The 24,185-nt window shown below is 74.0% G+C and carries 23 protein-coding genes; 9 read left to right on the top strand and 14 right to left on the bottom strand.

Translation table 11 applies throughout. The features are described from left to right. Nucleotides 1-270: 270 nt before the first annotated feature. From BUE44_RS02390 to sigE, 4 genes are all read right to left on the bottom strand, one after another. Nucleotides 271-885: a hypothetical protein gene (locus tag BUE44_RS02390; protein WP_073493053.1), complete on the bottom strand. Its 615-nt coding sequence runs from the start codon at nt 883-885 to the stop codon at nt 271-273. 198 nt (nt 886-1,083) lie between these two features. Further along, a complete protein-coding gene (locus tag BUE44_RS02385) occupies nt 1,084-1,545 on the bottom strand; it encodes a sec-independent translocase (protein ID WP_073493052.1) in 462 nt (153 codons plus the stop codon). A gap of 141 nt (nt 1,546-1,686) precedes the next feature. After that, nucleotides 1,687-2,676: an anti-sigma factor family protein gene (locus BUE44_RS02380; RefSeq protein WP_073493050.1), complete on the bottom strand. Its 990-nt coding sequence runs from the start codon at nt 2,674-2,676 to the stop codon at nt 1,687-1,689. Continuing rightward, nucleotides 2,673-3,437, bottom strand: coding sequence for an RNA polymerase sigma factor SigE (gene sigE, locus BUE44_RS02375; protein ID WP_200804304.1), 765 nt, complete (start codon nt 3,435-3,437; stop codon nt 2,673-2,675). The genes BUE44_RS02380 and sigE overlap by 4 nt, the downstream gene beginning before the upstream one ends. 213 nt (nt 3,438-3,650) lie before the next feature. On the opposite strand from sigE, the gene BUE44_RS02370 reads away from it, so the two are divergent. Continuing rightward, complete coding sequence (locus BUE44_RS02370; RefSeq protein ID WP_073493429.1) at nt 3,651-4,286, top strand: O-methyltransferase; 636 nt, start codon at nt 3,651-3,653, stop codon at nt 4,284-4,286. Between the two features lie 156 nt (nt 4,287-4,442). On the opposite strand, the gene BUE44_RS02365 is transcribed toward BUE44_RS02370, so the two are convergent. Further along, nucleotides 4,443-4,610 carry a DUF3117 domain-containing protein gene (locus BUE44_RS02365; RefSeq protein ID WP_073493047.1) on the bottom strand — a complete coding sequence of 56 codons (168 nt, stop codon included), beginning with the start codon at nt 4,608-4,610 and terminating at the stop codon, nt 4,443-4,445. 269 nt (nt 4,611-4,879) lie between these two features. Between BUE44_RS02365 and BUE44_RS02360 the strand changes: the two genes are divergently transcribed. Next, the gene (locus BUE44_RS02360; RefSeq protein ID WP_073493044.1) at nt 4,880-5,662 is read left to right on the top strand and encodes an enoyl-CoA hydratase/isomerase family protein; all 783 of its coding nucleotides are present in this window, start codon (nt 4,880-4,882) and stop codon (nt 5,660-5,662) included. Between the two features lie 24 nt (nt 5,663-5,686). On the opposite strand, the gene BUE44_RS02355 is transcribed toward BUE44_RS02360, so the two are convergent. Further along, nucleotides 5,687-6,274, bottom strand: coding sequence for a DNA-3-methyladenine glycosylase I (locus BUE44_RS02355; RefSeq protein ID WP_073493042.1), 588 nt, complete (start codon nt 6,272-6,274; stop codon nt 5,687-5,689). Further along, nucleotides 6,267-6,653 carry a DivIVA domain-containing protein gene (locus BUE44_RS02350; RefSeq protein WP_079189405.1) on the bottom strand — a complete coding sequence of 129 codons (387 nt, stop codon included), beginning with the start codon at nt 6,651-6,653 and terminating at the stop codon, nt 6,267-6,269. Before BUE44_RS02350 ends, BUE44_RS02355 begins: the two co-directional genes overlap by 8 nt. 156 nt (nt 6,654-6,809) lie before the next feature. Between BUE44_RS02350 and folP the strand changes: the two genes are divergently transcribed. Further along, a complete protein-coding gene (folP, locus tag BUE44_RS02345) occupies nt 6,810-7,622 on the top strand; it encodes a dihydropteroate synthase (protein WP_073493427.1) in 813 nt (270 codons plus the stop codon). A gap of 42 nt (nt 7,623-7,664) precedes the next feature. Here folP and BUE44_RS02340 read toward each other — a convergent pair whose 3' ends face one another. The 3 genes from BUE44_RS02340 to dapE all read right to left on the bottom strand — a co-directional run bounded on the left by BUE44_RS02340 (nt 7,665) and on the right by dapE (nt 10,744). Beyond that, complete coding sequence (locus BUE44_RS02340; RefSeq protein WP_079189404.1) at nt 7,665-8,474, bottom strand: LOG family protein; 810 nt, start codon at nt 8,472-8,474, stop codon at nt 7,665-7,667. Between the two features lie 16 nt (nt 8,475-8,490). Continuing rightward, nucleotides 8,491-9,570: an alpha/beta hydrolase gene (locus BUE44_RS02335; protein ID WP_073493040.1), complete on the bottom strand. Its 1,080-nt coding sequence runs from the start codon at nt 9,568-9,570 to the stop codon at nt 8,491-8,493. Nucleotides 9,571-9,676: 106 nt separating this feature from the next. Continuing rightward, nucleotides 9,677-10,744, bottom strand: a complete 1,068-nt coding sequence (gene dapE, locus BUE44_RS02330; RefSeq protein ID WP_073493039.1) for a succinyl-diaminopimelate desuccinylase — start codon at nt 10,742-10,744, stop codon at nt 9,677-9,679. A gap of 209 nt (nt 10,745-10,953) precedes the next feature. Here dapE and BUE44_RS02325 point away from each other — a divergent pair, with 209 nt between their 5' ends. From BUE44_RS02325 to BUE44_RS02305, 4 genes are all read left to right on the top strand, one after another. Continuing rightward, nucleotides 10,954-14,232 carry a CHAT domain-containing protein gene (locus tag BUE44_RS02325; protein WP_073493037.1) on the top strand — a complete coding sequence of 1,093 codons (3,279 nt, stop codon included), beginning with the start codon at nt 10,954-10,956 and terminating at the stop codon, nt 14,230-14,232. Between the two features lie 3 nt (nt 14,233-14,235). After that, nucleotides 14,236-14,892 carry a DUF6338 family protein gene (locus BUE44_RS02320; protein WP_073493036.1) on the top strand — a complete coding sequence of 219 codons (657 nt, stop codon included), beginning with the start codon at nt 14,236-14,238 and terminating at the stop codon, nt 14,890-14,892. A 420-nt stretch (nt 14,893-15,312) separates the two neighbouring features. Then, the gene (locus BUE44_RS02310) at nt 15,313-16,269 is read left to right on the top strand and encodes a hypothetical protein (protein ID WP_073493423.1); all 957 of its coding nucleotides are present in this window, start codon (nt 15,313-15,315) and stop codon (nt 16,267-16,269) included. A 279-nt stretch (nt 16,270-16,548) separates the two neighbouring features. After that, entirely contained in the window at nt 16,549-16,974 is a 426-nt protein-coding gene (locus tag BUE44_RS02305; protein ID WP_073493033.1) for a hypothetical protein, read from the top strand. 57 nt (nt 16,975-17,031) lie between these two features. Here the strand turns inward: BUE44_RS02305 and dapC are convergent, their stop codons facing one another. Continuing rightward, complete coding sequence (dapC, locus tag BUE44_RS02300; protein WP_073493031.1) at nt 17,032-18,132, bottom strand: succinyldiaminopimelate transaminase; 1,101 nt, start codon at nt 18,130-18,132, stop codon at nt 17,032-17,034. 139 nt (nt 18,133-18,271) lie between these two features. Continuing rightward, complete coding sequence (gene fdxA, locus BUE44_RS02295) at nt 18,272-18,592, bottom strand: ferredoxin (RefSeq protein ID WP_073493029.1); 321 nt, start codon at nt 18,590-18,592, stop codon at nt 18,272-18,274. Between the two features lie 108 nt (nt 18,593-18,700). On the opposite strand from fdxA, the gene BUE44_RS02290 reads away from it, so the two are divergent. Both BUE44_RS02290 and BUE44_RS02285 read left to right on the top strand, forming a co-directional pair. Continuing rightward, on the top strand, nt 18,701-19,672 hold the full coding sequence (locus tag BUE44_RS02290; protein ID WP_073493028.1) for a GNAT family N-acetyltransferase: 972 nt from the start codon (nt 18,701-18,703) through the stop codon (nt 19,670-19,672). Beyond that, nucleotides 19,669-20,493: a transglutaminase-like domain-containing protein gene (locus BUE44_RS02285; protein WP_073493026.1), complete on the top strand. Its 825-nt coding sequence runs from the start codon at nt 19,669-19,671 to the stop codon at nt 20,491-20,493. The genes BUE44_RS02290 and BUE44_RS02285 overlap by 4 nt, the downstream gene beginning before the upstream one ends. A 179-nt stretch (nt 20,494-20,672) precedes the next feature. Here BUE44_RS02285 and BUE44_RS02280 read toward each other — a convergent pair whose 3' ends face one another. Both BUE44_RS02280 and BUE44_RS02275 read right to left on the bottom strand, forming a co-directional pair. After that, the gene (locus BUE44_RS02280) at nt 20,673-20,999 is read right to left on the bottom strand and encodes a nuclear transport factor 2 family protein (protein WP_073493024.1); all 327 of its coding nucleotides are present in this window, start codon (nt 20,997-20,999) and stop codon (nt 20,673-20,675) included. A gap of 67 nt (nt 21,000-21,066) precedes the next feature. Then, nucleotides 21,067-24,021 carry a SpoIIE family protein phosphatase gene (locus BUE44_RS02275; RefSeq protein ID WP_143172458.1) on the bottom strand — a complete coding sequence of 985 codons (2,955 nt, stop codon included), beginning with the start codon at nt 24,019-24,021 and terminating at the stop codon, nt 21,067-21,069. Nucleotides 24,022-24,185: the final 164 nt, after the last annotated feature.

Raw genomic sequence — 24,185 nt, 5'->3', positions numbered from 1 at the left:
CGCCCCCGGGTGCTTGCCCCTTGCTGTGACGTTGCCTTCTTTCCCGCCTTCTCGGCGGGGCGCGCAGTTCCCCGCGCCCCTGAAAAGCGCTTGCCCTCCGCCCCGAGGGCAAGCCGTCAGGGGCGCGGGGAACTGCGCGACAAGCCACGACGCGCCCGCAGACAAGCAACGCACCGCAAGGGGCAGCCCCTGAAGGGCTCGCGGCCGCGACGAGGCGGACGGTCCGGGGGCAGCCCGCAAGGGCCCGGTGGGGCGGCCCCCGGAAGACCGCTACGCGCCGTCGTACGCGCGGATATCGGGAATGGCCGCCAAGGCCAACCCGTACGCACTCATGCCCCGTCCGAACGCGCCGAGGTGGACGCCGCGGGCCGAGCCGGCGAGGACCCAGCCGTATTCGGACTCGCGGTAGTGGAAGGGGGTCGGTTCGCCGTCGACCGGGAGGGTGAGCGCGGCCCAGCCCGAGCCGTCGAGGTCGTCGGCGAGCTCCCAGGCCGTCGCGGTCTGCTGGTCGAGCCAGTCCTGGCGCAGTGCCCGCTCCATCGTGGTGGGCCAGGTGCATGCCAACAGGCCCGAGCCGGCGAGCCAGGCGGCTGAGGAGACGGACGTGGCCTCCAGCAGCCCGGTGCCGTCCGCGGTGCGCCGCCCGGGGCGCTGAGCCACCGTCATGACCACGGTGAAGCGCAGCGTCTCGTCGGCCGGGTCGGCCTTGAGCGTGGGCTCGTCACCATGCCCTATCGAGCCGTATTCGACCGTGCCGTCTCCGCTCGCCCCGACCGTGTGCAGCCAGCGGCGTCCGGTGAACGCCTCGTCCAGCCCGTACCACGGGAAGTCGGCCATCAAGTAGCCGTCGACCGCCCCCTGTGCCGAACCGGTCTTCGTCTCCATTTGGGTCGCGCCTCCTCATTGCCCTTCTGGGCGACTCGCCATCTTGCCCGACCCTGGGTGGGTTCGGGGGCAGAAACGGCGCGGGGTGACGGCGAACACATGGACAATGATCACTCGATCGGGCGAAAAACCCTGATCCGGTTGACTTCGGAGCGTCCGCGAAGGGCCGCGGGATCAGGTCGCGGCCAGGCCCTGGGATCAGGTCGCGTCGGCGTCGTACGGCGGCGGCTCGTCGTCGTCCAGCTGCTCGCGCTTGCGCAGCCGGTCGGGCGTGCCGGACCCGGCCGCGGCGGCGCCGGCCCTGCGGGCGGGCGCGGCGGTCTCCACGCCGTTGACCGCGTCCGTGACCTCGGCCATCTCCTTGCGCAGGTCCAGGCTGTTGCCCAGGTCCCGCAGCTCCTTCAGGCCGTACTCGTCCTCGTCGCTCATCAGGTTCTTACGGATGAACGTCTTCGGGTTGAGGTCCTCGAACTCGAAGTCCTTGAACTCCGGGCCCAGTTCCCGCCGGATGTCCTCTTTGGCGCTGTCGGAGAACTCCCGCACCTTGCGGATGAAGGCCATCGTGTCCTGGATGACCTTCGGGAGCTTGTCCGGTCCGAAGACGAGCACGGCAAGGACCACGAGCGCGACCAGCTCAAGCGGGCCTATGTCGAAGAACACCTTGCAGCTCCTTGGGACGTCCGCAGCCGGGAAGGCTGAGTCCGGCGGACTTTACGTTACCTGCCCCCGCGCGCGTAGCGGGAGTGGCTGCGGCCAACAGTACGTCTCCGCACGATGAAGCTCGCGTCTCGGTGCACCGTCTCAGCGCAGCGCTGCGGGGCCGGGTGCCGAGCCGTTCAGCGCGGGGATGCGGTCCCCGGTGAGGGCGCCGGGCGTGAGCGCCCCGGGGTCGGGCCGCTCGCCGCTCAGGGCCGCCGACGTGACCGACGCCACCGAGGTCGCCGACGCGAGACCGCCGGGCAGCGCCACGCTGACCTGGCGCAGCCGGCGCTCGTCGCGGGCGTCCAGCATGTCGCGCGGGGTGGTGCCGTGGGTGTCGGTGACCGAGTTGGCGGCGCTGAAGGGGGTGACCGCGGGTCCGTCGTCCGGGCGGACGCTGCCGTCGATGCCGGCCTCCATCGGCAGGGCGCCGCCGATGGCGATGGCGGCCATCGAGAAGGCGCCCGCTGCGGCGAAGGCGAACCGCCGGCCGCGGGAGGCCTGCACGGCGGCCGAGGCGGCCGCCGGGGCCGCGGCGGCGGACTGCTGGTCACCGGTGAGGCTGCGGGCCAGTTCGTGGACGCGGAAGCCGCGGGCGCCCTTGCCGTCGCCGGGGGCCACCAGGTCGGCGGCCGGGGCGAGATAGGAGGGCCGGCGCCGGCCGCCGGAGGCGAAGACCTCCGAGCCGAGCATGCCGCCGTCGAAGGGACCGCGCCGGCCGCCCTGCGACACCTCGCGGACGTCGTGGACCTCGTGGACGCCGTCGTATCCGCCGTAGCCGCCGCGGAGCGCGCCGCCGTCGGTGCCGTCGTCACCGCCGTCCTTGGGGCCGCAGGCGGCCAGGCCCTGCAGCCTGGCCAGCAGCCCGGCGGAGATCGCGGGCAGCTCGGAGGCCGCCACCACGTTCTTGAGCCGCCGCTGCTCGGTGGCGGCCGCCTTGCACTGCGGACAGGTGGCCAGATGGGACTGCACCCGCTCGCGGGCGTCGTCGGCCAGCTCGCCGTCGACGAACGCGGCGAGCCGGTCGCCCAGGTGCTGCTCGGCGGGCGTGGTGCGCTGCGCCCGCTGCGTGCCGGAACCGCTGGTGCTCACGCTCTCCCGCCCTCCAGGCCAGGTTCGACCACGGCGGCGGCGAGCGCGGGAACCGGCCGGGCGCCGGGCGCCCGGTGCTCCAGAGCTTTGCGCAGGTGGGAGCGGCCCCGGTGGATCCGGCTCCGCACCGTGCCGAGCTTGACGCCCAGCGTCGCCGCGATCTCCTCGTACGACAGCCCCTCGATGTCGCAGAGCACCACGGCGGCCCTGAACTCCGGCGCGAGGGTGTCCAGCGCCTGCTGGACGTCCGCGTCGAAGTGGGTGTCGTTGAAGTGCTGCGCGGGGGACGGCTCGCGGCTGGGCAGCCGCTCGGCCGCGTCGTCCCCGAGGGCGTCGAAGCGGATGCGCTGGCGGCGCCGCACCATGTCGAGGAAGAGGTTGGTGGTGATGCGGTGCAGCCAGCCCTCGAAGGTGCCGGGCGTGTAGGTGGACAGGGAGCGGAAGACCCGCACGAAGACCTCCTGGGTGAGGTCCTCCGCGTCGTGCTGGTTGCCGGTCAGGCGGTAGGCCAGCCGGTAGACCCGGGCACTGTGCGTGCTGACGATCTCCTCCCAGGAGGGAGGCGTCCACGCCTGAGGGTCCCCGTCGGTGGCGAATGTCGCGGTCGAGGAGTCGCTGTCGCGTGAACTGTCATCAGCAGTCTTGGTCACGGATTTCGGCTGTCCGGCCGACCGTCGAAAGCGCGTCAGCACCTTCCGGTCACCGGCCGCAGCCGCACCTCCCCTGTCGGCTCTGGTGGTTGCCAGTAGAGCCTCTACCATATCCACCTCGCCCGTTAGCTCCGGATAAGAGCACTGCTGCCCCGGGGGCCGGGAGTCCGCACCGTGCCGCGGACTGCCGCCCGTACGCCTTCGCTGTGCCTAACGCGTGGTCCCATCAGCAGGTTCCCCGGCCCAACGGATACAGTCGCCCGGGCGGGGCCGCACACGGTCAACGGACGGTCATCGGGCACAGTCGGCTACGAGGAGAGGGCCATTACCGGCAACCGGCAGGCGAGCTGGGCGTTCGCCGACGCTTTCGTCGCCGAGGACGACGCCCTCATACGCGCCAGGGCCCGCTCGCACGCGTCGGGCCTGCGGCCCGTCTCGCCCGGCACCGGTGCGGCGCTGCGGCTGCTCACTGCCGCGGGCAACGCGAAACACGTGGTCGAGATCGGCACCGGCACCGGCGTCTCCGGCATCCACCTGATGCGCGGGATGCGCATCGACGGGGTGCTGACCACCGTCGACACCGAGCCGGACCGGCAGCAGCTGGCCCGTGAGGCCTACCGCGAGGCCGGCTTCGCCGCGAACCGCTCCCGCTTCATCCCCGGCGCCGCGCTCGACGTGCTGCCCCGCCTCACCGACGGCGCCTACGACCTGGTCTTCTGCGACGGCGACCGGCTCGAGTACCTGGACTACCTGGACGAGTCGCTGCGCCTGCTGCGCCCCGGCGGGGTCGTCTGCTTCGAGGGCGCCTTCGCGCAGGGCCGGGCCCTGGACGCCAACCACCAGGACCCCGAGTCCCAGACCCTGCGCGAACTGCTGCGGGCCGTCCGCGACAGCGCCCGGCTCTCCCCGGTGCTGCTCCCCACCGACGACGGGCTGCTGTGCGCGGTCCGGCGGCCGTAGCCCGCCCTAGTAGCCGGTACCCGGTAGCCGGCGAGCCAGAGGGCGGGCCGGAAGCGCCCGGAGGCGAGCCGGCGGCACAGAAACCGGCGGCACAGAAAGGGGCGCGGCCACGCACGGTGTGTACGTGGCCGCGACGATGTCAGGGGACCGCTGGTCTCAGACGATGGCCTTCTTCAGCGCATCGCCGAGGGCATCCGCCTCGTCCGGGGTCAGCTCGACAACAAGCCGCCCGCCGCCCTCAAGCGGAACGCGCATAATAATGCTCCGCCCCTCCTTGGTCACCTCGAGCGGGCCGTCACCCGTCCGCGGCTTCATGGCCGCCATGCTCGTTCCCCTTCCTGAAACCAGCTCGGACTCGAACACATTGGTTCTCGGCCATTATCCCGCATCCGGCTGCCCGATGACCAACAGCGGTGGCACTCCGTTCCACAATCGACATCCGCAAAACCTGTCAATTCGACGCCAGGGCCGTGCGGTGCCCGGCACCGGCCCTTCGGCGGCGCGCGAAAACACTTGACGTAGGTCACATGACCTCCGGTCCGCGGGTCCGGCATTCTGGCCAGGACCGTTGCCGCGACGAAGGGGTTACCGCCATGGCCGACAGCGTGCTGTACGAGGTGTCCGACGGGCTCGCCACCGTCACCCTCAACCGCCCGGAGGCGATGAACGCGCTCGACACCGCCACCAAGGCGGCACTGCGGGACGCCCTGCGGGTGGCGGGGGCCGACGAGGCGGTCAGGGCGGTGCTGCTGACCGGCAGGGGGCGGGCCTTCTGCGTCGGGCAGGACCTCAAGGAGCATGTGGCGATCCTGGAGGCGGGCGGCGGCATGACCACGGTCGCCGAGCACTACAACCCCATCACGCTGGCCATCGCGACGATGCCGAAGCCGGTGGTCGCCGGGGTGAACGGGGTCGCCGCGGGCGCCGGTGCCGGCTTCGCCTTCGCCGCGGACTTCCGGGTGGTCGCGGACACCGCGTCCTTCAACACGTCCTTCGCGGGTGTGGCCCTGTCCGCGGACTCGGGGGTCTCCTGGACCCTCCCCCGGCTCGTCGGGCTCTCGCGGGCCTCGGACCTGCTGCTCTTCCCGCGGGCGGTGCCGGCCGCCGAGGCGGCCGACCTCGGTATCGCGAACCGGGTCGTGCCGGCCGCCGACCTGCCGGCCGAGGCGCTCGCCGTGGCCCGCCGGCTGGCCGCCGGGCCGACGGTCGCCTACGCCTCGATCAAGGCGGCCCTCGCCCACTCCGCGACCCGCTCCCTGCCGGAGGCGCTGGAGCGGGAGGCGGAGCTCCAGACAGCGGCCGGTGCCTCCGCCGACCACCGCGAGGCGGTTGCCGCCTTCCTGGCCAAGCGCCCCGCCGTATTCGTGGCGCGCTGACCACGGGGGCAAGCCCGGCGTGCCTCAGCGGGCCGAGCAGGCCGCCAGGTGGTCGTTGACCAGTCCGCAGGCCTGCATCAGGGCGTGGGCCGTGGTGGGGCCGACGAAGCGGAAGCCGTGGGATCTGAGGGCCTTGGCCAGGGCCGTGGACTCCGGCGTCGTCGCCGCGACGTCGGCGGTGGTGCGGGGGGCCGGCCTGGTCGCGGGGTCGGGGGCGAAGGACCAGATCAGGGCGTCGAGGCCGCCGCCCTCGTCCCGCAGGGCCCGCGCGGCCACCGCGTTGGCGATCGACGCGTCGACCTTGGCGCGGTTGCGGATGATCCCGGGATCGGCCAGCAGCCGCTCCCGGTCGGCGTCCGTGAAGGACGCCACCGCGTCGATCGCGAAGCCCTTGAAGGCCGCCCTGAAGGTCTCCCGGCGGCGCAGGATCGTGATCCAGGACAGGCCGGACTGGAAGGCCTCCAGGCACACCCGCTCGAAGAGCGCGTCGTCGCCGTGGACCGGCCGGCCCCACTCCTGGTCGTGGTAGGCGACGTAGTCCGGCGTGGACAGGCCCCACGGGCAGCGGGCGAGCCCGTCCTCGCCGATCACGACACCGCCCGGCTCACTCACCGGCGCCGCCCGCGGACCCGTGGCCCGGGTCGTCGAAGGAGGTGCCCGGCGGCTCCTCCTGCTTGGTCAGGGACATCGTCGAGCCGTTCGCGTGCACGCCCGCGAGCGACGACTCCAGCTCGGCGATCCGCGCGTCCCGCTCGGCCAGCTCCGCGCCGAGCCGGTCGAGGACCTCGTCGACGTCGAGCATGCGGTAGCCGCGTACCGCCGTCGGCAGCCGTACCGCGTCGATGTCGGAGCGGATCAGCGGGCGGTCGGCGGGCAGCCGGTCGTCCAGCCGGTCGGTGCCGGCGTCCCGCAGCGGGCCGCCTTCGCCCAGTACGGCCAGTGCCACCGCGGCGACCACCGCGACCAGCGCGATGAGCATGAACCAGAACAAGTCGATCTCCCGGAGTCCGGCCTCAGGGCCTGCCGAAGGTTGTCAGGCCGTCCATGTCAGGCACGATCGTGCCACGATCGCATGAGTCTGAGATGAGGAGCGGCAGTGGCACTTCGGCTGGGCACCCGGGAATTCGGCGAACGGGAGCCGGTGATCATGGCGATCGTGAACCGTACGCCCGATTCGTTCTACGACCAGGGCGCCACCTTCACCGACGAACCCGCTCTGGAGAGGGTCGCGCTCGCGGTCGCCGAGGGAGCCGCGATCATCGACATCGGCGGGGTGAAGGCGGGTCCAGGCGCCGAGGTGTCCGCGGCCGAGGAGATCCGGCGGACGGCCGCCTTCGTCGGCGAGGTGCGCCGCCGCCACCCGGACGTGGTGATCAGCGTCGACACCTGGCGGCACGAGGTCGGCGAGGCGGTGTGCGCGGCGGGCGCGGACCTGCTGAACGACGCGTGGGGCGGGGTCGACCCCCGGCTCGCCGAGGTCGCCGCCCGCCACGACGTGGGCCTGGTCTGCACCCACGCGGGCGGCGCGCAGCCGCGGACCCGGCCGCACCGGGTCGGCTACGACGACGTGATGGCCGACATCCTGAGGGTGACCTGCGGCCTCGCCGAGCGGGCGGCGGCCCTCGGGGTGCGCAGGGACGCGATCATGATCGATCCGGGGCACGACTTCGGGAAGAACACCCGGCATTCGCTGGAGGCTACCCGCCGCCTGCCGGAGATGGCGGCGACGGGGTGGCCGGTGCTGGTGTCGCTGTCGAACAAGGACTTCGTCGGCGAGACGCTGGACCGCCCGGTCAAGGAGCGGCTGATCGGCACGCTGGCGACCACGGCGGTCTCGGCGTGGCTGGGCGCCCAGGTCTACCGGGTGCACGAGGTCGCCGAGACCCGGCAGGTGCTGGACATGGTCGCCTCCATCGCCGGCCACCGCCCGCCCGCGGTCGCGCGCCGCGGACTGGCGTAGCGGACCGGTGTGGCGGACCGGTGTGGCGGACCGGGCGAGCCGTCAGGCGCTTTCCTTGGTGACCCGCTCGACCGCCTCGTCCACGTCGTCGGTGACGTGGAAGAGCTCCAGGTCGGCCGCCGACGCCTTGCCCTCGGCGACCAGGCTGCCGCGGATCCACCGGACCAGGCCGCCCCAGTAGTCGCTGCCGAACAGCACGATGGGGAAGCGGGTGACCTTCTTGGTCTGGACGAGGGTCAGCGCCTCGAACAGCTCGTCCAGGGTGCCGAAGCCGCCGGGCAGCACGACGAAGCCGCGGGCGTACTTCACGAACATCGTCTTCCTGACGAAGAAGTAGCGGAAGTTCACACCGATGTCGACGTAGGGGTTCAGGCCCTGCTCGAAGGGCAGCTCGATGCCGAGGCCCACCGACACCCCGCCGGCCTCCAGCGCGCCCCTGTTGGCGGCCTCCATGGCGCCCGGGCCGCCGCCGGTGATCACCGCGAAGCCGGCCTCGGTCAGCGCCCGCCCGATACGGACGGCGGCCTCGTACTCGCGCGAGTCGGCCGGGGTGCGGGCGGAGCCGAAGACGCTGACCGCCGGGCCCAGTTCGGCCAGCGCGCCGAAGCCCTCGACGAATTCGGACTGGATGCGCATGACCCGCCACGGGTCGCCGTGGACCCAGTCGGACGGGCCGTGGCTGTCCAGCAGCCGCTGGTCGGTGGTGCCGGTCTGCACCTGGCCGCGCCGCCGCACGACCGGTCCGGTGTGCCGCTCCGGCCAGCCCTTGCCGTACGGCAGCTCCTCCGCCGCCGCGTTCGCCGCCGCCGCGGCCTCCTGGGCGTCTTCCGGGACGCCTCGTGCTTCTGTCATATCGGCAGCCTACGCATCAGGGTGCCGCCGACGACGCCAAAGGCACCGCCCGCGGCGCTTCGAGGCGGGCGCTGACCCAGGTGAAGGCGTCGGGGAACATCCGGCCCCAGGTGTTCCAGTTGTGCCCGCCGTTGCTCAGCTCCAGGGTGCTGACCTCGGTGGGCGCCTGCGCGGCGCCGGTGATCCAGTCGGCGAACTTCGGCGGGCTCTCCCGGTCCTGCAGGCTCGACTCGACCAGCAGCCGCGTGTCGGGATGCGTGTTGCGGGCCAGCCACAGCGGTGAGCGCGCCCCCTTCGACGGGTCGTCGGGCGCCAGCGCGGCGCCCGCGGCGAAGGTCTCGGGGTGTTCGAGCGCCAGCCGGGCCGCGCAGTAGCCGCCGGTCGATATGCCCATCACCGCCCAGCCGCGGGGTGCGGGCAGCGTGCGGAAACTGTGCGAGATCGTCTTGACCACGTCGTCGGTGAGCCAGGTCTCGACCTTGCTCCGGCCCTGGATGTCCGCGCAGCCGGTGTTGACCCGGTCGGGCGTGATGGTGGGCAGCACCAGGATCGCGGGCTCCGCGCGGCCCGCGCTGATCTGGTCCTGCATGATCCGGCCGAGCCGCATGCCGCGCAGGAAGCTGTGCGGGGTGCCGGGGATGCCGTGCAGCACCTCGATGACCGGGAAGCGCGTGTGCGCGAACTCCGGCTTGGCATACTGCGGCGGCAGCCAGACGATCACGTCGCCCTTCGTGCCGCTGTCCCAGCCGTGGACGGTGGCCCGCTCGAAGCCCTGCGAATACGACGCGAACTTCACGGAGTAGTCCGGCACGGCGGGCGCCGGCGGGGAGCCCTGGGCGGCGGACCGGCTCGCGCCGCCGGAATTGGCATGGCCCAGCAGGTCGTCCCACGAGGCGTAGAAGCCGTTCTCGTTGTTCACCGTCACCATCACGACCAATATGGCGGTGAACTGGCACAGCGCGATCATGCCGACCCGCAGGGCCAGCCGCAGCGGGCGCGGCCCGCCCACCCTCGGCCACAGCAGCACCGCGCCGGCCACCGAGGCCACCGCGACCCCGACGAGCAGTGCGGCGAACAAGCCACTGGTCAGTCCCATGACCTGGCTCCCCCCATCCCCGAACCGGACGTATCCGATCAACCATGCCGGGAGGAAGGACCCGAGCGCACCCCAGTTCGGTTGCCTGCCGGCCGGGTGATCCGCGTCAGCCGGTGAGCCAGGCGGTCAGCTTCCGTTCCGCCTCGCGGATCGCCGCGACCTCCACATGTTCCTCGCGGGTGTGCGCCAGCGTCGGGTCGCCAGGGCCGTAGTTGACCGCGGGAATCCCCAGCGCGGAGAAGCGGGCGACGTCCGTCCAGGCCTCCTTGGCCGCGGGGGCCGTACCGATGGCGTCCACGAAGGCGGCGGCCGCCGGGTGCGACAGCCCCGGCAGCGCCCCGGGAGCGCTGTCGGTGAGCACCACGTCGAAGCCCTCGAAGACGCCGCGGACCCGGTCCAGCGCCTCCGCTTCGCTCTGGTCGGGCGAGAAACGGTAGTTCACGGTGACCGCGCAGGTGTCAGGGATCACATTGCCGGCGTGCCCACCCTCGATCATGACGGCGTTCAGCCCCTCGGGATACGTCAGCCCGTCGATCTCCACCCGTCGCGGCTCGTACGCGGCCAGCCGCGCCAGGATCGGGGCGGCCTTGTGGATCGCGTTCTCCCCCAGCCAGCTGCGCGCGGAGTGCGCCCGGCGCCCGGTCGTCTCCACCCGCACCCGCAGCGTCCCCTGGCACCCGCCGTCCACCCGGCCGCCCGTGGGCTCCATCAGCACGGCGAAGTCGCCTGCGAGCCAGTCCGGGTGCCGCTCGACCAGCCGCTTCAACCCGTTGAACTCGGCGGCGATCTCCTCGGCGTCGTAGAAGACGTAGGTGAGGTCGCGGTTGGCGTCCTCCAGGGTCGCGGCCAGCCGCAGCTGCACCGCGACGCCCGCCTTCATGTCGCTGGTGCCGCAGCCCCACAGCACGCCGTCGGCGTCCAGCCGGGAGGGCAGGTTGTCCGCGATCGGGACGGTGTCGATGTGGCCCGCCAGCACGACGCGCTCGGCCCTGCCGAAACGCGTCCTGGCCACCACCGCGTCACCGTCGCGGTCCACGGCCAGGTGCGGGTACGCCCGCAGCGCCTGCTCCACGAGGTCGGCGAGCTGCTTCTCCTCGCGGCTCACCGACGGTACGTCCACGAGGTCTGCCGTCAGGGCGGCCACATCTGTCTTGAGGTCGAGTCCGCGTCCCATACCTGCGCACTCTAGGCGCTCCCGGCACTCGGGCAGCGCCTGCCCCTCGTGGCGGGGGCCCCGCGTCCCGCGTCCCGCGTTCGGCTGCAGGGCGGTCGGCCCGACTGCCACCATGACGGCATGAGTTCGCGCACGACGACGGTGCCGCCCGGAGCGGCCGCCGGCGGGGCGTCCCCCGTCTTGTCCCCGCTTCCGCCCCGGAATCCGCGATGAGCGGGCCGGACCGGCCGGAATGGTACGACCCGCCGGAGGGGATCGAGGGAGCCGTGCGCTCCGCGCAGGCGCGGCTGGACCGCAGCTCCGGCCGGTGGGAGCGCCTCGACGCGCTGATGGCCCTCGTGGCGAGCCTCTACCGGCGCCACATGGAGCACGGCGATCCCGCGGACCTCGACCGGGCGATCGCGCTGACACGCGAGGCGCTGGCCCAGGTGCCGGCGTCCGACAGGGAAAACCAGGAAATCGGCGCACGCCAGCTGGCGCTGATGCTGTTCAGGACCGGCACCGCCGCGGACCGGGCCGAGGCCGGGCGTCTACTGCGGGCGGGCCGGGCGCACCGCGACCCCCGGTCCCCGGCGTACGGGGAGACCCAGGGGCTGCTCGGCGCCATCGCGTTCGCCGACCACACGGCCGGCGGCGGCAGAAGGCCGCTGGACGAGGCGGTCGCCTTCCTGCGCGAGGCGGTCAGGACACAGCCGTCCGGCACGCCGGAGTACGCGACCCACCAGGCCAACCTCGGATGCGCCCTGTGCTACTGCTACCGCGACTTCGGCGCCTCTGACGCCGACCTGGACGAGGGGATCGCCCTCCTGGAGGACCTCGCGCCCGGCCGGACGACACCGTCCGCGAGACTTCTGGCGCCGAACATGGCAGCGGTCGTACGCGCCAACCTGATAGCCGCCCTCGACGCCCGGCACAACAGGCGGGGCGACCCCGCCGACGCGCGGCGGGCCAGGGCACTCGCCGAGGACCCCCGGGCCGCGCGGGAGACCGGCGACTGGCAGTCCCGCGGCACACGGCTGGGCGCCGAGGCGTCCCTGGCCTTCAACCGGTACCAGAGCACGGGCGGTCTGTACGACCTGGAGCGCGCCCTGTCGGCGCAGCAGGCCGCCCTGGACGCGCTCACGCAGGACGACGGCCGCCGCCCCGACACCCTGCTGAACCTCGCCTTCCTGCACCACAGCCAGGCGGAGGCCCTGCGCTCCGACCCGGCCGCCGCGTCGGCCCACCTGGATACCGCGCTGCGGCTGGCCCGGGAATGCGTGGCGCACTCGCCGTCGCCCACGGCTCGCGCGGTGCTCGGCAAGTGCCTGCTGAGCCTGCACAACACCGACCAGGCGGCGCACTCCGCCGCCCTCGACGACGCCGTCGCCCACCTGCGCCGCGCGGTCGCGGGCTCCGGCGACAGCCCGCGGCTCGACGCCAACGCCCGCGCCTCGCTGGCCGACGCGCTGACCGCGCGCTTCATCCGGGACCAGTCGCCGCAGGACCTGGCGGAGGCCACGTCCCTGCTGGAGACGACGGGCCGGCGCGACTCCGCCGACACGGCCGGCGTCGCGGCGACACTGGCCGTCATGCAGGTGGTGATGGCGTCCGTGACGGAGGACGCCGAGGCGCTGCGGGCGGCCAGGACCCGATTACGCGAGGCGCTCACCGCGCTGGAGGGCCGCTCGGCGGGCATCGCCTTCGACATCGCCCAGGTGTGGCTCCGTATGGAGTGGCAGACCTGGCGGGTGGCCGCGGGCCTGGCGCCCGGCGCCGCCGTACCCGCCCGGCCGCCCGCTCCGGGAATGCCCGCCCCCGGGGCCTCTTTCTCCGACGTCGTCTTCGCCGACCCCGCCGCGGCCCGGCGGCGGGCCACGGCCGGCGTCGCGGAGTCCGGCCGCCGTATCGTCGAGATCCTGCACGGTCTGGTCGACACCCAGCTCGGGCGCGAGCACAAGGAGCGGTCGATCATCTCGGCCGCCGGGACGGGCGCCCAGGGGGCGTACGCGCTGTCCCGATCCGGGGAGCCGGACGCCCTGCGGCAGGCGGTGGTCCTGCTGGAGGCCGGGCGGGCCCTGATGCTGTCGGAGGTGCTGGAACGGGGCACGGCCGAACTCGACGCGCTCGCCGACCCCGCCCTGCTCGCGTGCTACCGGGAGGCCACCGAGCGGCTGGCCGACGCGGAGCGGGCCGTCCTTGCGTCGTCCACCGCCCCGGGCGGCGACGTCGCTCCGGAGCCGGGGCGCCCCGGGCGGCTCATGCGGACGCTGGAGGACGCCCGGGAGCAGTGGCGGGCCCAGGTCGACCGGGTCAGGGCCCTCCCCGGTTTCCACGACTTCCTGCGGCCACCGGCGTTCGAGGCGCTCGCCGCCGTGGTCCGCCGGCTGGGCTGCCCGGTCGTCTTCCTGTGCGCCACCGAACTGGGCGGCGTGGCGCTGCTGATGGACCCCGCGGACCCGGCGGCGGTGGCCGCGGTGGACCTGCCGCTGCTGAGCCGGGACTGGGAGGAGCGGACCGCGGCGGCCTGGCTGCGCGAGGCGTCCGCCGAGGTCCCCGACGAGCAGGCCGTCGACGACCTGTCGTACGAACTGTGGACGCGGGTCATGGGCCCGGTCGCCGACGCGCTGGGGGACTGCCGGGAGGTCGTCCTGATACCCGGCGGGCAGCTGGCCCTGCTCCCGCTGCACGCGGCCGGCCGGCCCGATCCCGGCGCCGTCACCGGCTGGCACCACGTGCTGGACCGGACGGCGGTGCGGTACGCGCCCACCGTGCGGTCGCTGGGCGCCTCGCTGGACCGCTGCCGGGACCTTCCGGGCGACGCGCTCCGCCTCTTGGCGGTGGCCGATCCCGCCCCGACCGGGGCGCCGCGGCTGCCCGAGGCCCGGGACGAGGTCGCCGCGGTCGCCTGCTGGTTCCCCGGGCCGGAGACGGAGGTGCTGGCCGACCTGGCGGCGACACGGGACCGCGTCGCCGCGCTGCTGGCCGGCGCGACGGTACTGCACGTCGCCTGCCACGCCGACTGCGACCCGGCCCGCCCGCTCGACGGCGGCCTGCTGCTGGCCGGCGACCAGCGCCTCACCACGCGCGACCTGCTGGCCATGACCGGCCTGCGCAGCCGCCTGGTCACCTTGTCGGCCTGCAGCACGGGCGTGGTCGGGGCGGCCCTGCCGGACGAGGTGGTCAGCCTGGCCACGGCCGTCCTGCAGGCCGGCGCGGCCGGGGTCGTCGCGTCGCTGTGGGAGGTGGACAGCGCGGCCACGCTGGCGATCATGGCCCGCTTCTACGAGTTGTGGCGGCGGGGCGGGCTGCCGGTGACACAGGCGCTGCGCCGGGCGCAGCTGTGGTTCCGCGACGCCACGAACGCCGAGAAGCAGGCCGCGCTGCCGACGGTCACCGCCTTCGCGCCGCCCCCCGGGATGAGCCCGCGGGAGCAGGCGGCCTGGCCTGCCGAGCGCCAGGACGCCGGGCCGCTGGCATGGTCCGCCTTCTTCCACACGGGCAGCTGACCGGTGGTCGACAGCATCCGGGCAGTGGCGGTGGCGCTCGCCTTCGTGCTCCCCGGTGCGCTCTTCACCTGGGAGTACGAGCGGGCGCTGAGCGGCTGGGGCCTGTCGGCGAGCGACCGGGCGCTCCGCTTTGTCGGCAGTTCGGCCGCCTTCCACGCCGTGCTGGCCCCGGCCTCCTGGTGGTTCTACCGCGAGGAAGTGGTCTCCGGGCGGCTCGCCGCCGGCCACGCCTCCTGGTGGCTGTGGCCCGGGACGCTCGCGTACGTGGCCGTGCCCACCGTCGCCGGCCGGCTGGCCGGCGAGGCCACCCGGCGGAACCGGCGGTGGTCGCGGCTCCTGACCGGGTACGCGCCCGCGCCCCGCGCCTGGGACCACGTCTTCGCCAACCGCGACGAGGCCTGGCTGCGCATCAGGACCAGGGACACCGGGCCCGGCGACGGCGGCTGGATCTTCGGCAGCTACCACTCACCGGACGACCGGCTCGGTGCCTACGCCGCCGGCTACGGGCACGACAGGGACCTGTACCTCTCGGACACCGCCTGGCTGCACCCGGACACCGGACTGCCGCTGCGGGGGCCCGACCAGCAGCCGCTCATGCGGGGTGTCGGGGTGCTCATCGGATGGGACCAGATCGCGTACATCGAGGTGATGTGGATATGAACGACGACCCCGGGGACGACCGCGACGTCACCCGGCGGGGTGATCCACCGCCGCGGCCGCGCGCCCGGCGCCGCACCGACACCCGGCGGGGCGGATACCGGCCCGCTCCCTCGACCTCCCCGCTGCCCCCGCCACCGGACCTCACCCCGCCCTCGCCGCACGAGGCATCGTCCGCTCCGGGCGATGCGCCCGCCGGCCCGGCGCCGGAGACGAGCGGTGCGGGGGACGAAGACGCCGCCGCCGGCTGAGGCGGGCGCGGCCGGAGCGCGGCCGGCAGGCGTGCCCGACGGGTGCGCTCGGGAGAAGCCGAGCGACCAGGCGGGACGGGTCGCGACGGTGAGGGCGGCCGGGGGGCACCCCTTCCAGGGCGGCGCGCGGGGATCGGGGGCGGGCGAGGGGAGCCGGGAGAGCCGGTACGCTCTGCCCGTGCCCACGTCAGGCGCCTCTTCCGGGGGCGAAAGGAACCGTCCGCGCCGGCGCGCGGCCCGCGTGCTGATCGCGCTGCTGGTACTCGCGGTCGCCGCGTACGTGGCCTATCACCTGAGCGGGAAGTCCCCCCTGTCGGCCGGCTGCGTGGTCCGGTCGGACGACGACACGCTCCAGCTGACGCAGCCCGAGGCGGCGAACGCCGCGACCATCGCCGCCGTGGCGGCGGCGCGCGGCCTGCCGGAGCGGGCCGTCACGATAGCGCTGGCGACCGCCTTGCAGGAGTCGCGGCTCGACAACCTCGACCACGGGGACCGCGACTCGCTGGGGCTGTTCCAGCAGCGCCCCTCGCAGGGCTGGGGCACCCGGCAGCAGGTGCTGGACCCGGTGTACTCGACGAACGCCTTCTACGACCGGCTGGTCAAGATCGACGGCTACTCCCGCCTCCCCCTGACCGTCGCCGCGCAGAAGGTGCAAAGGAGCGGCTACCCGCAGGCGTACGCCAAGCACGAGGCGGACGCCACGATGCTGTCGGCGGCGCTGGTCGGCCGCAAGGCCGGTGCGCTGAGCTGTACGACCGGCGCGGACAAGGCGGACAGCGCGGGCGGCGCGCCCGGTGACCCGGCGCTGGTGGCCACCGAGCTGAAGCGGGAGTTCGGCGCCCGGACGCGGCCGAAGACGGCCGGGGAGCCGGCCGGCACGGTGAGCGTGGCGGCGGCGGCGCCGGGCGGCGGGACCGCCGGGGACACGGTGCGGCGGGGCTGGCAGCTGGCGCAGTGGTCGGTGGCGCACGCGCACGACCTGAAGGTCTCGACGGTGTCCTTCGCCGGCATGCGGTGGCAGGCCGCGCACTCCGGCAGCGGCTGGCGGAAGGCCGCCGAGGGCGCGGGCTCGGGTGGCAGCGCCGACGGTGCCGGCGGCGGATTCGTACGGATCACCGTCGCGCAGTAGTGCGCGTTCTCACCCGGGCGGGGAATTCCGGGGCAATGGACGAATGGCGCGGCAATGTACCGACGCCGAGACACGATTTCCTTGGCCCACCAAGGATGTGACGTTTTTTCAGCGGGATCACCGGTCATATCAACTGTCCGTTATATCCGATGTGCCGGATCATTATTATGCGACACATTGCGCAGTCTTTACCTCGCGCGGCCGCAACCTTCCGGCGCGTCCGCCGATAGTCACGGCGTTGTTGCCGACCCGATGAAGACACACGCCGCAAGGAGCACCATGTCCCTCCCCCTCACGCGCCGGATCGCCCAGGCCGCTGTGCTGCTCGGTGCCGCCGCCGCACCCCTGATCGGTGCGGGCGCCGCGCACGCCGCCGCACCCCAGCAGGCCGTGGGCGGACTCACCAACCTGGAGGGCGCCGAGCTGGGCTCCACCGTCGACGGCACGTCGCAGAACGCCGCCGGGCTCGCCACCCGGAGCGGCACCCAGGCCGTCAGGAGCACCCTCCCGGCGGCCGGCCGTATCGTCGGCACCGCGGGCAGGACCGCGACCCCGGCGGCCCAGCAGAACGCCGCACAGGCCACCGACGCGGCCGGCCGTATCGTCGGCGCGACCGCCGAGTCCCTCCCGGTCGCCGGCGCCCTGCCCAACACCGGCGCCCTCCCCACCGACCAACTCCCCCTCAAGGCCCTTCCGCTGGGCTGACACACATGCGGAGGGGCTGGGAGCGCGGTGCTCCCGGCCCCTCCGTACGTCCGGCCGTCAGGCGGCGAGCCGGCCCACCGCCGCCGCGACGCGCTCGTCGGTCGCCGTCAGGGCGACGCGGACGAAGTCGGCGCCCGCGGGCCCGTAGAACTCGCCGGGGGCGACGAGGATGCCGCGCTTGGCCAGGTCGGCCACCGTCTCCCAGCAGCCCTCGCCGCGGGTCGCCCACAGGTAGAGGCTGGCCTCGCTGTGCTCGATGCGGAAGCCGGCCGCCTCCAGGGCGGTGCGCAGGGCGGTGCGGCGGCGGGCGTAGCGCTGCTTCTGCTCGACGGCGTGGGCGCGGTCGCCGAGGGCGGCGGCCATGGCGGCCTGGACGGGCTGCGGCACGATCATGCCGGCGTGCTTGCGCACGGCGAGCAGTTCCGCGACGACCGCGGGGTCGCCGGCGAGGAAGGCGCCGCGGTAGCCGGCGAAGTTGGACCGCTTGGACAGCGAGTGCACGGCCACCAGCCCCTCGTGGCTGCCGCCGCACACGTCCGGGTGCAGGACCGAGACCGGCTCCTCGCCCTCCCAGCCCAGCTCGATGTAGCACTCGTCGGACACCACGAGGATGCCGTGCTCGCGCGCCCACCCGACGATCCGGCGCAGCTCGGCGGCGGCCAGCACCCGCCCGGTGGGGTTGGAGGGGCTGTTGAGCCACAGCAGCTTCACCCGCGCCGGGTCCAGCTCGGCGACCGGGTCGTCGTAGGTGACCGGCTCCGCGCGGGCCATCAGCGCGCCGATCTCGTACGTCGGGTAGGCCAGCTGCGGGTAGCCGACCTGGTCGCCCTCGCGCAGGTCCAGCAGCGTGGGCAGCCAGCCGACCAGCTCCTTGGAGCCGATCAGCGGCAGCACGTGCCGCGGGTCGGCGCCGGAGACCCCGTGCCAGGTGCGCAGGTAGGCCGCGGCGGCCTCCCGCAGGGCGGCGGTGCCGTACGTCAGCGGGTAGCCGGGGCTGTCCGCGGCGGCGGTCAGCGCCTGCCTGACAACCTCGGGCACCGGGTCCACCGGGGTGCCCACCGACAGGTCGACGACACCGTCGGGGTACGCGGCGGCCGCCGCCTTGTACGGCTCCAGGCGGTCCCAGGGAAAGACCGGCAGGCGGGCGGAAATACTCACGTGCTCACACTCTCACTCTGCCCGTACGCCACGGCCCCGTACGGCGCTGCGGCGTACGGGGCCGTGGCCGGCGGGGCCGTGGCGGAGAACGCCTTGGGCGGGGCGCGCTCTGCTGCTTACCTGGTGCGTACGGCTTGCGTTACTGGTTCTGCGGGGACAGCTCGGCGATGAAGGGGTGGTCGCGCTCGATCAGGCCGAGCTTGGACGCGCCGCCGGGCGAACCCAGCTCGTCGAAGAACTCGACATTCGCCTTGTAGTAGTCCTTCCACTCCTCCGGGGTGTCGTCCTCGTAGAAGATGGCCTCCACCGGGCAGACCGGCTCACACGCGCCGCAGTCGACACATTCGTCCGGGTGGATGTACAAGGACCGGGAGCCCTCGTAGATGCAGTCGACCGGGCACTCTTCGATGCACGCCTTGTCCTTGACGTCGACACAAGGCTGCGCGATGACGTAGGTCACGCTGTCGTTCCTCCTCGATAGGGCTCATCTCGCGCGGGAGCGCGGCGTCGTCCATGCCCGCACCTAGTATCTCCGTTCCTGGGCACGAACCGAACAGGAGGGGCACGCATGCCAGCGGATTTCTCGGCCGGCGCTCGACTCGAACTCCGGATCACCCCCGCTGACGTGGGAAAACGCGTATCCGTGCGGCAGTTGGCCGAGGTAACTGACGGGCGCCCGACGTTCACCGATACGGTCGGTGTTCTCGCATCCTGGGACGAGGGAGTGGTGTACATCACGCGCAGGACCGGCGAAACCGTCCGCATCGCGGAATCCGCCCTCGTCGCGGGCAAGGTCGTCCCGCCCGCGCCGGTGCGGCGCGCGGCCGCCGTGCCCGCGGTGACGGACCGGGAACTGGACGCGATCGCCGCCCGGGCGTGGCCCGCCGCCGAGACCGCCCCGCTCGGCGACTGGACGCTGCGGCACGCCGGCGGCTTCACCCGGCGGGCCAACTCGGTGCTGGTCGGCGGCGACCCCGCGATGCCCGTGGACGAGGCGCTGGCCGAGGTCGTGCGGTGGTACGGCGAGCGCGGCGCGACGCCGTATTTGCAACTGCCCGACTCCTCCCCCTACGCCGCCGAGGCCGCGGCACGCGGGTGGCTGCGGGAGGCCGACACGCTGGTCAGGACCGCGCCGCTGGCCCCGCTCACCCGGCTCCCCGACGGGCCCGCCACGCTGACCCGCACGCCGGACGCCGCATGGCTGGCCGCCTACCACCGCACCGGGGACCTGGCCGACGCGGCGCTCGAAGTCCTCACCGGCGGGCCGTCCGTCTGGTTCGCCACCATGCCGGGCGCGATCGGGCGGGCCGTGGTCGACGGGCCCTGGGTGCTCTTCGGAGCGGTCGAGGTCATACCGTCGCACCGGCGGCGCGGCCTGGCCACCGCCGTCATGGGCGCGCTCGCCCGGCGGGCCGCGCACGAGGGCGCCACCGCCGCGTACCTCCAGGTCGAGGCCGACAACGAGGGCGCCCGCACCCTCTACGACCGGCTCGGCTTCAGCGACCACCACGGCTACCACTACCGGCGACCGGCGGCATGACCCCGCCACCCGACCCCGAACCCGAGCCCGTCGCCGCGCGGTTCGCCGCCGCGGCCCGCGAGGAACGCCCCGACCTGGCCGAACTGTGCCTGCTCGTCGGCGCCCGCGCCGACCCCGCGCTGGACGGCTCCGCCGCCGACACCGCGCAGATCGAACTCGACCGGCTCGCCGGCCTGCTCCCGCACGGCCTGGTCACCCCGATGGACTGGGCCGCCGCCCTGCACCGCGTCCTGGGCGTCGGCCACGGCTTCCACGGCACCGCCAAGGACTACCAGCGCCTGTCCTCCTCACTGCTCCAGGAGGTGCTGCGGCGGCGCCGCGGCCTGCCCATCCTGCTGTCCGTCGTCTGGATCGAGGTCGCCCGCCGCGCCGGCGCCCCCGTCTACGGCGTCGCCCTCCCCGGCCACTTCGTCGTCGGCCTCGGCGACCCCGAGGGCGAGCACGTCCTGGTCGACCCCTTCGACGCCGGCCGCCTCATGTCCCGCGGCGACGCGGAGCTGCTCGCGGCGGGCGGTGACGTCTTCACCCCGGCCGACCCACTGGACGTCGTCCAGCGCATCCTCAACAACATCCGCGCCTGGGCCGCGCCCCGGCCCGAACACCGGCCCGTCCAGCTGTGGACCCTCGACCTCACGCTCCTGCTCCCGCGCCACCCCGCGAAGTTGCGCTACGAGCGGGCGCAGCTTCTCGTCACGATGGGGGATTTTCTCGGCGGGGCCGCGGAGATGGACTCCTACGCGGAGGTGATCGGAGCGTTCGACCCCGAGTCGGCGGCCACGATCCGCTCCCGGGCGCGGGCCGCCCGAGCCCACCTCAACTGACCCCCTGCGGGGTGCGCCCTCGATCAACGCGGTGGTGGCTGTCGCCACCTTTCCCCGCGTGCCCAGGTGATCGCCCCTTGCGGTGCGTGGCTTGCTTTCCCGCCTCTTCGGCGGGGCGCGCAGTTCCCCGCGCCCCTTTAGGCCTGCGTCCACCTACGCCCAGGCCGCGGCGGCGGCGCTCAGCCGGTGATGCGCATGAGGGTGACCCGGTCGCCGCGGACGGTGAAGGCGAAGTCGGAGGGGCCGTTGTAGCCGTTGCCGCCGACCTGGGCGCTCACCGTGGTCGTGTCGCCCTCGGTGCGGCACCCGGTCACGCGCAACCGGACCTGCTTGCCGATGAATTCGGCGTCGCTCCAGCCGCGGATCGCTTCGTGGCCGCGGAATTCGCGGCCCCAGTCGTCGACCGCGCCGTCGGCGGCGAAGGCGGCCAGGAAGTCCTCGGTGGCGCCGGCGTCGGCGGCCTCCAGGGCCGCCGCGACGGGGATGGGCATGGGTTCGTGCGTCATGCCGGGACCAACGAGTGCCGCGGCCGGCGCGGCACCCGCCGAACAGGTCGACCTCCCGCCGGGCGGCTCACGCGGCGATGGTCGCCCAGATGCACTTGCCGCGTTCGGTGTAGCGGGTGCCCCATCTGCGGGCGGTGACGGCGACGAGTTGCAGGCCGCGGCCGAATTCGTCGTCCAGCAGCGGGTGGCGTACCCGCGGGGTGGCCTGGGAGCCGTCGTAGACCTCGCAGGTGACGGCGCCGTCGCGGTGGTGGAGCAGGCGCAGCCGCAGCAGGCCGGCTTCGCCGTCGCCGACGTCCGTGCCTATGCCGACGGCGTGCCGCACCGCGTTGCCGATGAGTTCGCTCACCACCAGCGCGACGGTGTCGGTGAGGCCGGCGAGGCCCCAGCCGGCGAGGCTCGCGGCCGCCAGGTCGCGGCCCCGCCCGGCCGATTCGGGCGCCCACGGCAGGTCCCAGGCCGCGATGCGGTCCTCGGGGACGCGGCCCATGGCCAGTGCCAGCAGGACCGCGTCGTCCTGCCGGTGCGGGTCGGGCGGAAGCTGCTCGGTGATCGTGTCGCAGAGCGTGTCGAGCCAGGGGCCGCGGCGGTCGCAGACGGAGGGGAGCGGGGCGGTGGCCGCGTAGCGGCTGAGCAGGTCGGTGAGCGGCTCGGCGCTGACGCCGCCGCTGAGCAGGCCGTCGCTGTAGAGGAGCAGGACGCTGTCCTCGGGCAGCACCGTCTCGATGACGGGCGCCGGGACCTGCGTCTGCCCGAGCTGCTCCCCCGCGGGCAGGTCGACCTCGCGGGCCTTGCCGCCGGGCTTGACCAGGATCGGCGGCGGGTGGCCGGCGCTGGCGATCCGGCAGCCGCCGGTGGTGGCGTCGTAAAGGACCAGCATGGCGGTGGCGGTGATTGGGCCGATGCGTTCCGCGACGTCGTTGAGGTGGGCAATGATCTCGTCGACGGGCAGGTCGAGCGCGCTCACGGTGAGCACCGCGTGCCGCATGATGCCCATGGCGATGGCCTGTTCGAGGCCGTGGCCCTTGACGTCGCCGATGACGGCGAGCGTACGGCCGCCGGGCATCGGGACGGTGTCGAACCAGTCGCCGCCGACCTCCTCGCCGGCGGCGAGCCGGTAGCGGGAGGCGCCGCTGACGGCGACGGTGTCGGGCAGCTCGCCGGGCAGCAGTTCCTTCTGCAGGCGTTCGGCGCGGCGCCTGGCCTCCTCGTAGAGCTGGGCCTTGCCGAGCGCCTGGGCGATGATCACGCCGACGGTGCCGAGCATCGTCTTCTCCTGCTCGGCGAACGCGCGCGCCGCCGGCCAGCTGACGATGCAGGAGCCGACCCTGCGGTCGCCGACGATCAGCGGCAGGACGGCCCAGGCGCCCTTGCCGCCGTGCCGGGCCAGCGGTGTGAGCCGGGGCGAGTCCCTGTCGAGTTCGGCGAGGGAGGAGAAGAACCGCGGTGCCGTGGTGTCGGTGGCGTCGGCGAGCCGCTGCGGCCAGCCGGGCGCCTCCAGCTCCGCGCGGAATTCCGCCGAGTAACCGGTGGCGGCCACCAGCCGGGGCGCCGGGCCTGTGAGGTCGTGCACGATCAGGCCCTGGGCCGCGACCAGCGGGATGAGGTGCTCGGTGATCGCCGCGACCACGTCCCGGGTGTCGACCGCGCGGATCAGTGCCTGGTTCAGCTCGCTGATCCGGCGGCCGCGCTCCGCCTCGGCCGCCTCGGCGGCCTTCTGCTCGGATATGTCGGCCATCTGGGTGGCGACGAAGCCGCCCACCTCGACGGCACGCACCCGCCAGGAGGCGATCCGCCCGCCGGGCTCCGCGTCGTAGGTCAGCTCGGTGGTCACCGGGGCCCCGGGCGCGGCCCTGGCCCTGGCCAGCAGTTCGCGGATGCCGTGGCCGGCGAGCTCCGGCTGCTTCTCCCAGGGGATCTTGCCGACCATATCGGCGCCCCGGCCGTCACCGAGCGCGCGGGCCGCGTGGTTGGCCCATTCGACACGGTCCTCGCCGGTCAGCACGTGCATGGGGTCCGGGTGCTGTTCGAGCAGTCCGATGAGCCAGGCGCGCAGGCTGCGGCGGTCGGTGACGTCCCAGGCGGTGCCCACCATGCGCACCGGCCGGCCGTCGTCGCCGTACTCGAAGCCGGCCCGCAGTTCCAGCCAGCTGACGGTGCCCTCGGCGCTGAGGACGCGGTATTCGACGGCATAAGGGCTCCCGGTCGCCAGCGAGTGCTCGATGGAGTCCTGGACGCCGGGCCGGTCGTCGGGGTGGATACGCGCCATCCAGGACTCGATGCGGTGGTCCCAGGTGGCGGCGTCCAGTCCGGCCGCGGTGATCAGCCCCTCGGTGACCTCGTCGATGTCCAGCATCCCGGTGTCCAGGTCCCAGCTCCAGGTGCCGACGCTGATCTGCTGCATGACCTCCCGGGTGCCGCTGGGCTCCTGCCACCAGGGCGTGGTGCCGGTACGCCGGGGGCGCGCCCGCGGCAGCCGGGTGCCGACGACGGCGGCCAGCCGGGTGAGGAAGCGCTGCCGCCCGGCGTCGGGGGCGGCGGCGGTGAGGACGGAGAGGGCGCCGACGGACTCCCCGTTGACCATGATCGGGGCGGCCAGGACGCCCCCCGGCAGGTCGGCGCCCCCGGCGGGCGCGGGCGGCGCGGAACCGCCGATGACCCACCCGGCCTGGGGCGCACCGCCTGCCACCGCGCCCTGGCCGTCCCCGGCGGGCCACCGCGGGTCCCATGTCGTGCCCAGGTGCGTCACCGCGCCGGACGGCGCCGTGCACGCGTCGTACCGCAGGTCGTTCCAGCGGGCCGCCAGCAGCGCGGGCAGGCCCGTCACCGCCGCGAGGCTCAGCGTGCCCTCCTCGGCGCCGCGCAGGTGGGCGAGCCCGCCGAAGCCGCCGAGGGCGGCGACGGCCTGCTGCAGCGCGAACCGCAGCAGGCCCGCCACGCCGAGTCCTTCCGCGGCTTCGAGGAGGCGCAGCCGTACGTCGTCCGCCGGGTCGCCGCCCGGTTCGCCGTGCGCGGCAGCCATCAACACCTCACCCGCCTCAGCCAGCACCCCCGTCCCCCGCTCCTCCCCATTCTCGCGCCGATCACCGCACCCGGCCGCTTGTCGCACCGTGCGGCGCGTGAGCCGCGCGTACGGCGGCCCGTATGACATCTGTCATGGGGAACACAGGACCTCCGGCACTCCCC

The organism is Actinacidiphila paucisporea, from assembly GCF_900142575.1.
Classification (GTDB): domain Bacteria; phylum Actinomycetota; class Actinomycetes; order Streptomycetales; family Streptomycetaceae; genus Actinacidiphila; species Actinacidiphila paucisporea.
Note: the sequence above shows the minus strand (reverse complement) of the source record. Positions and strands in the feature narration are given on the sequence as shown.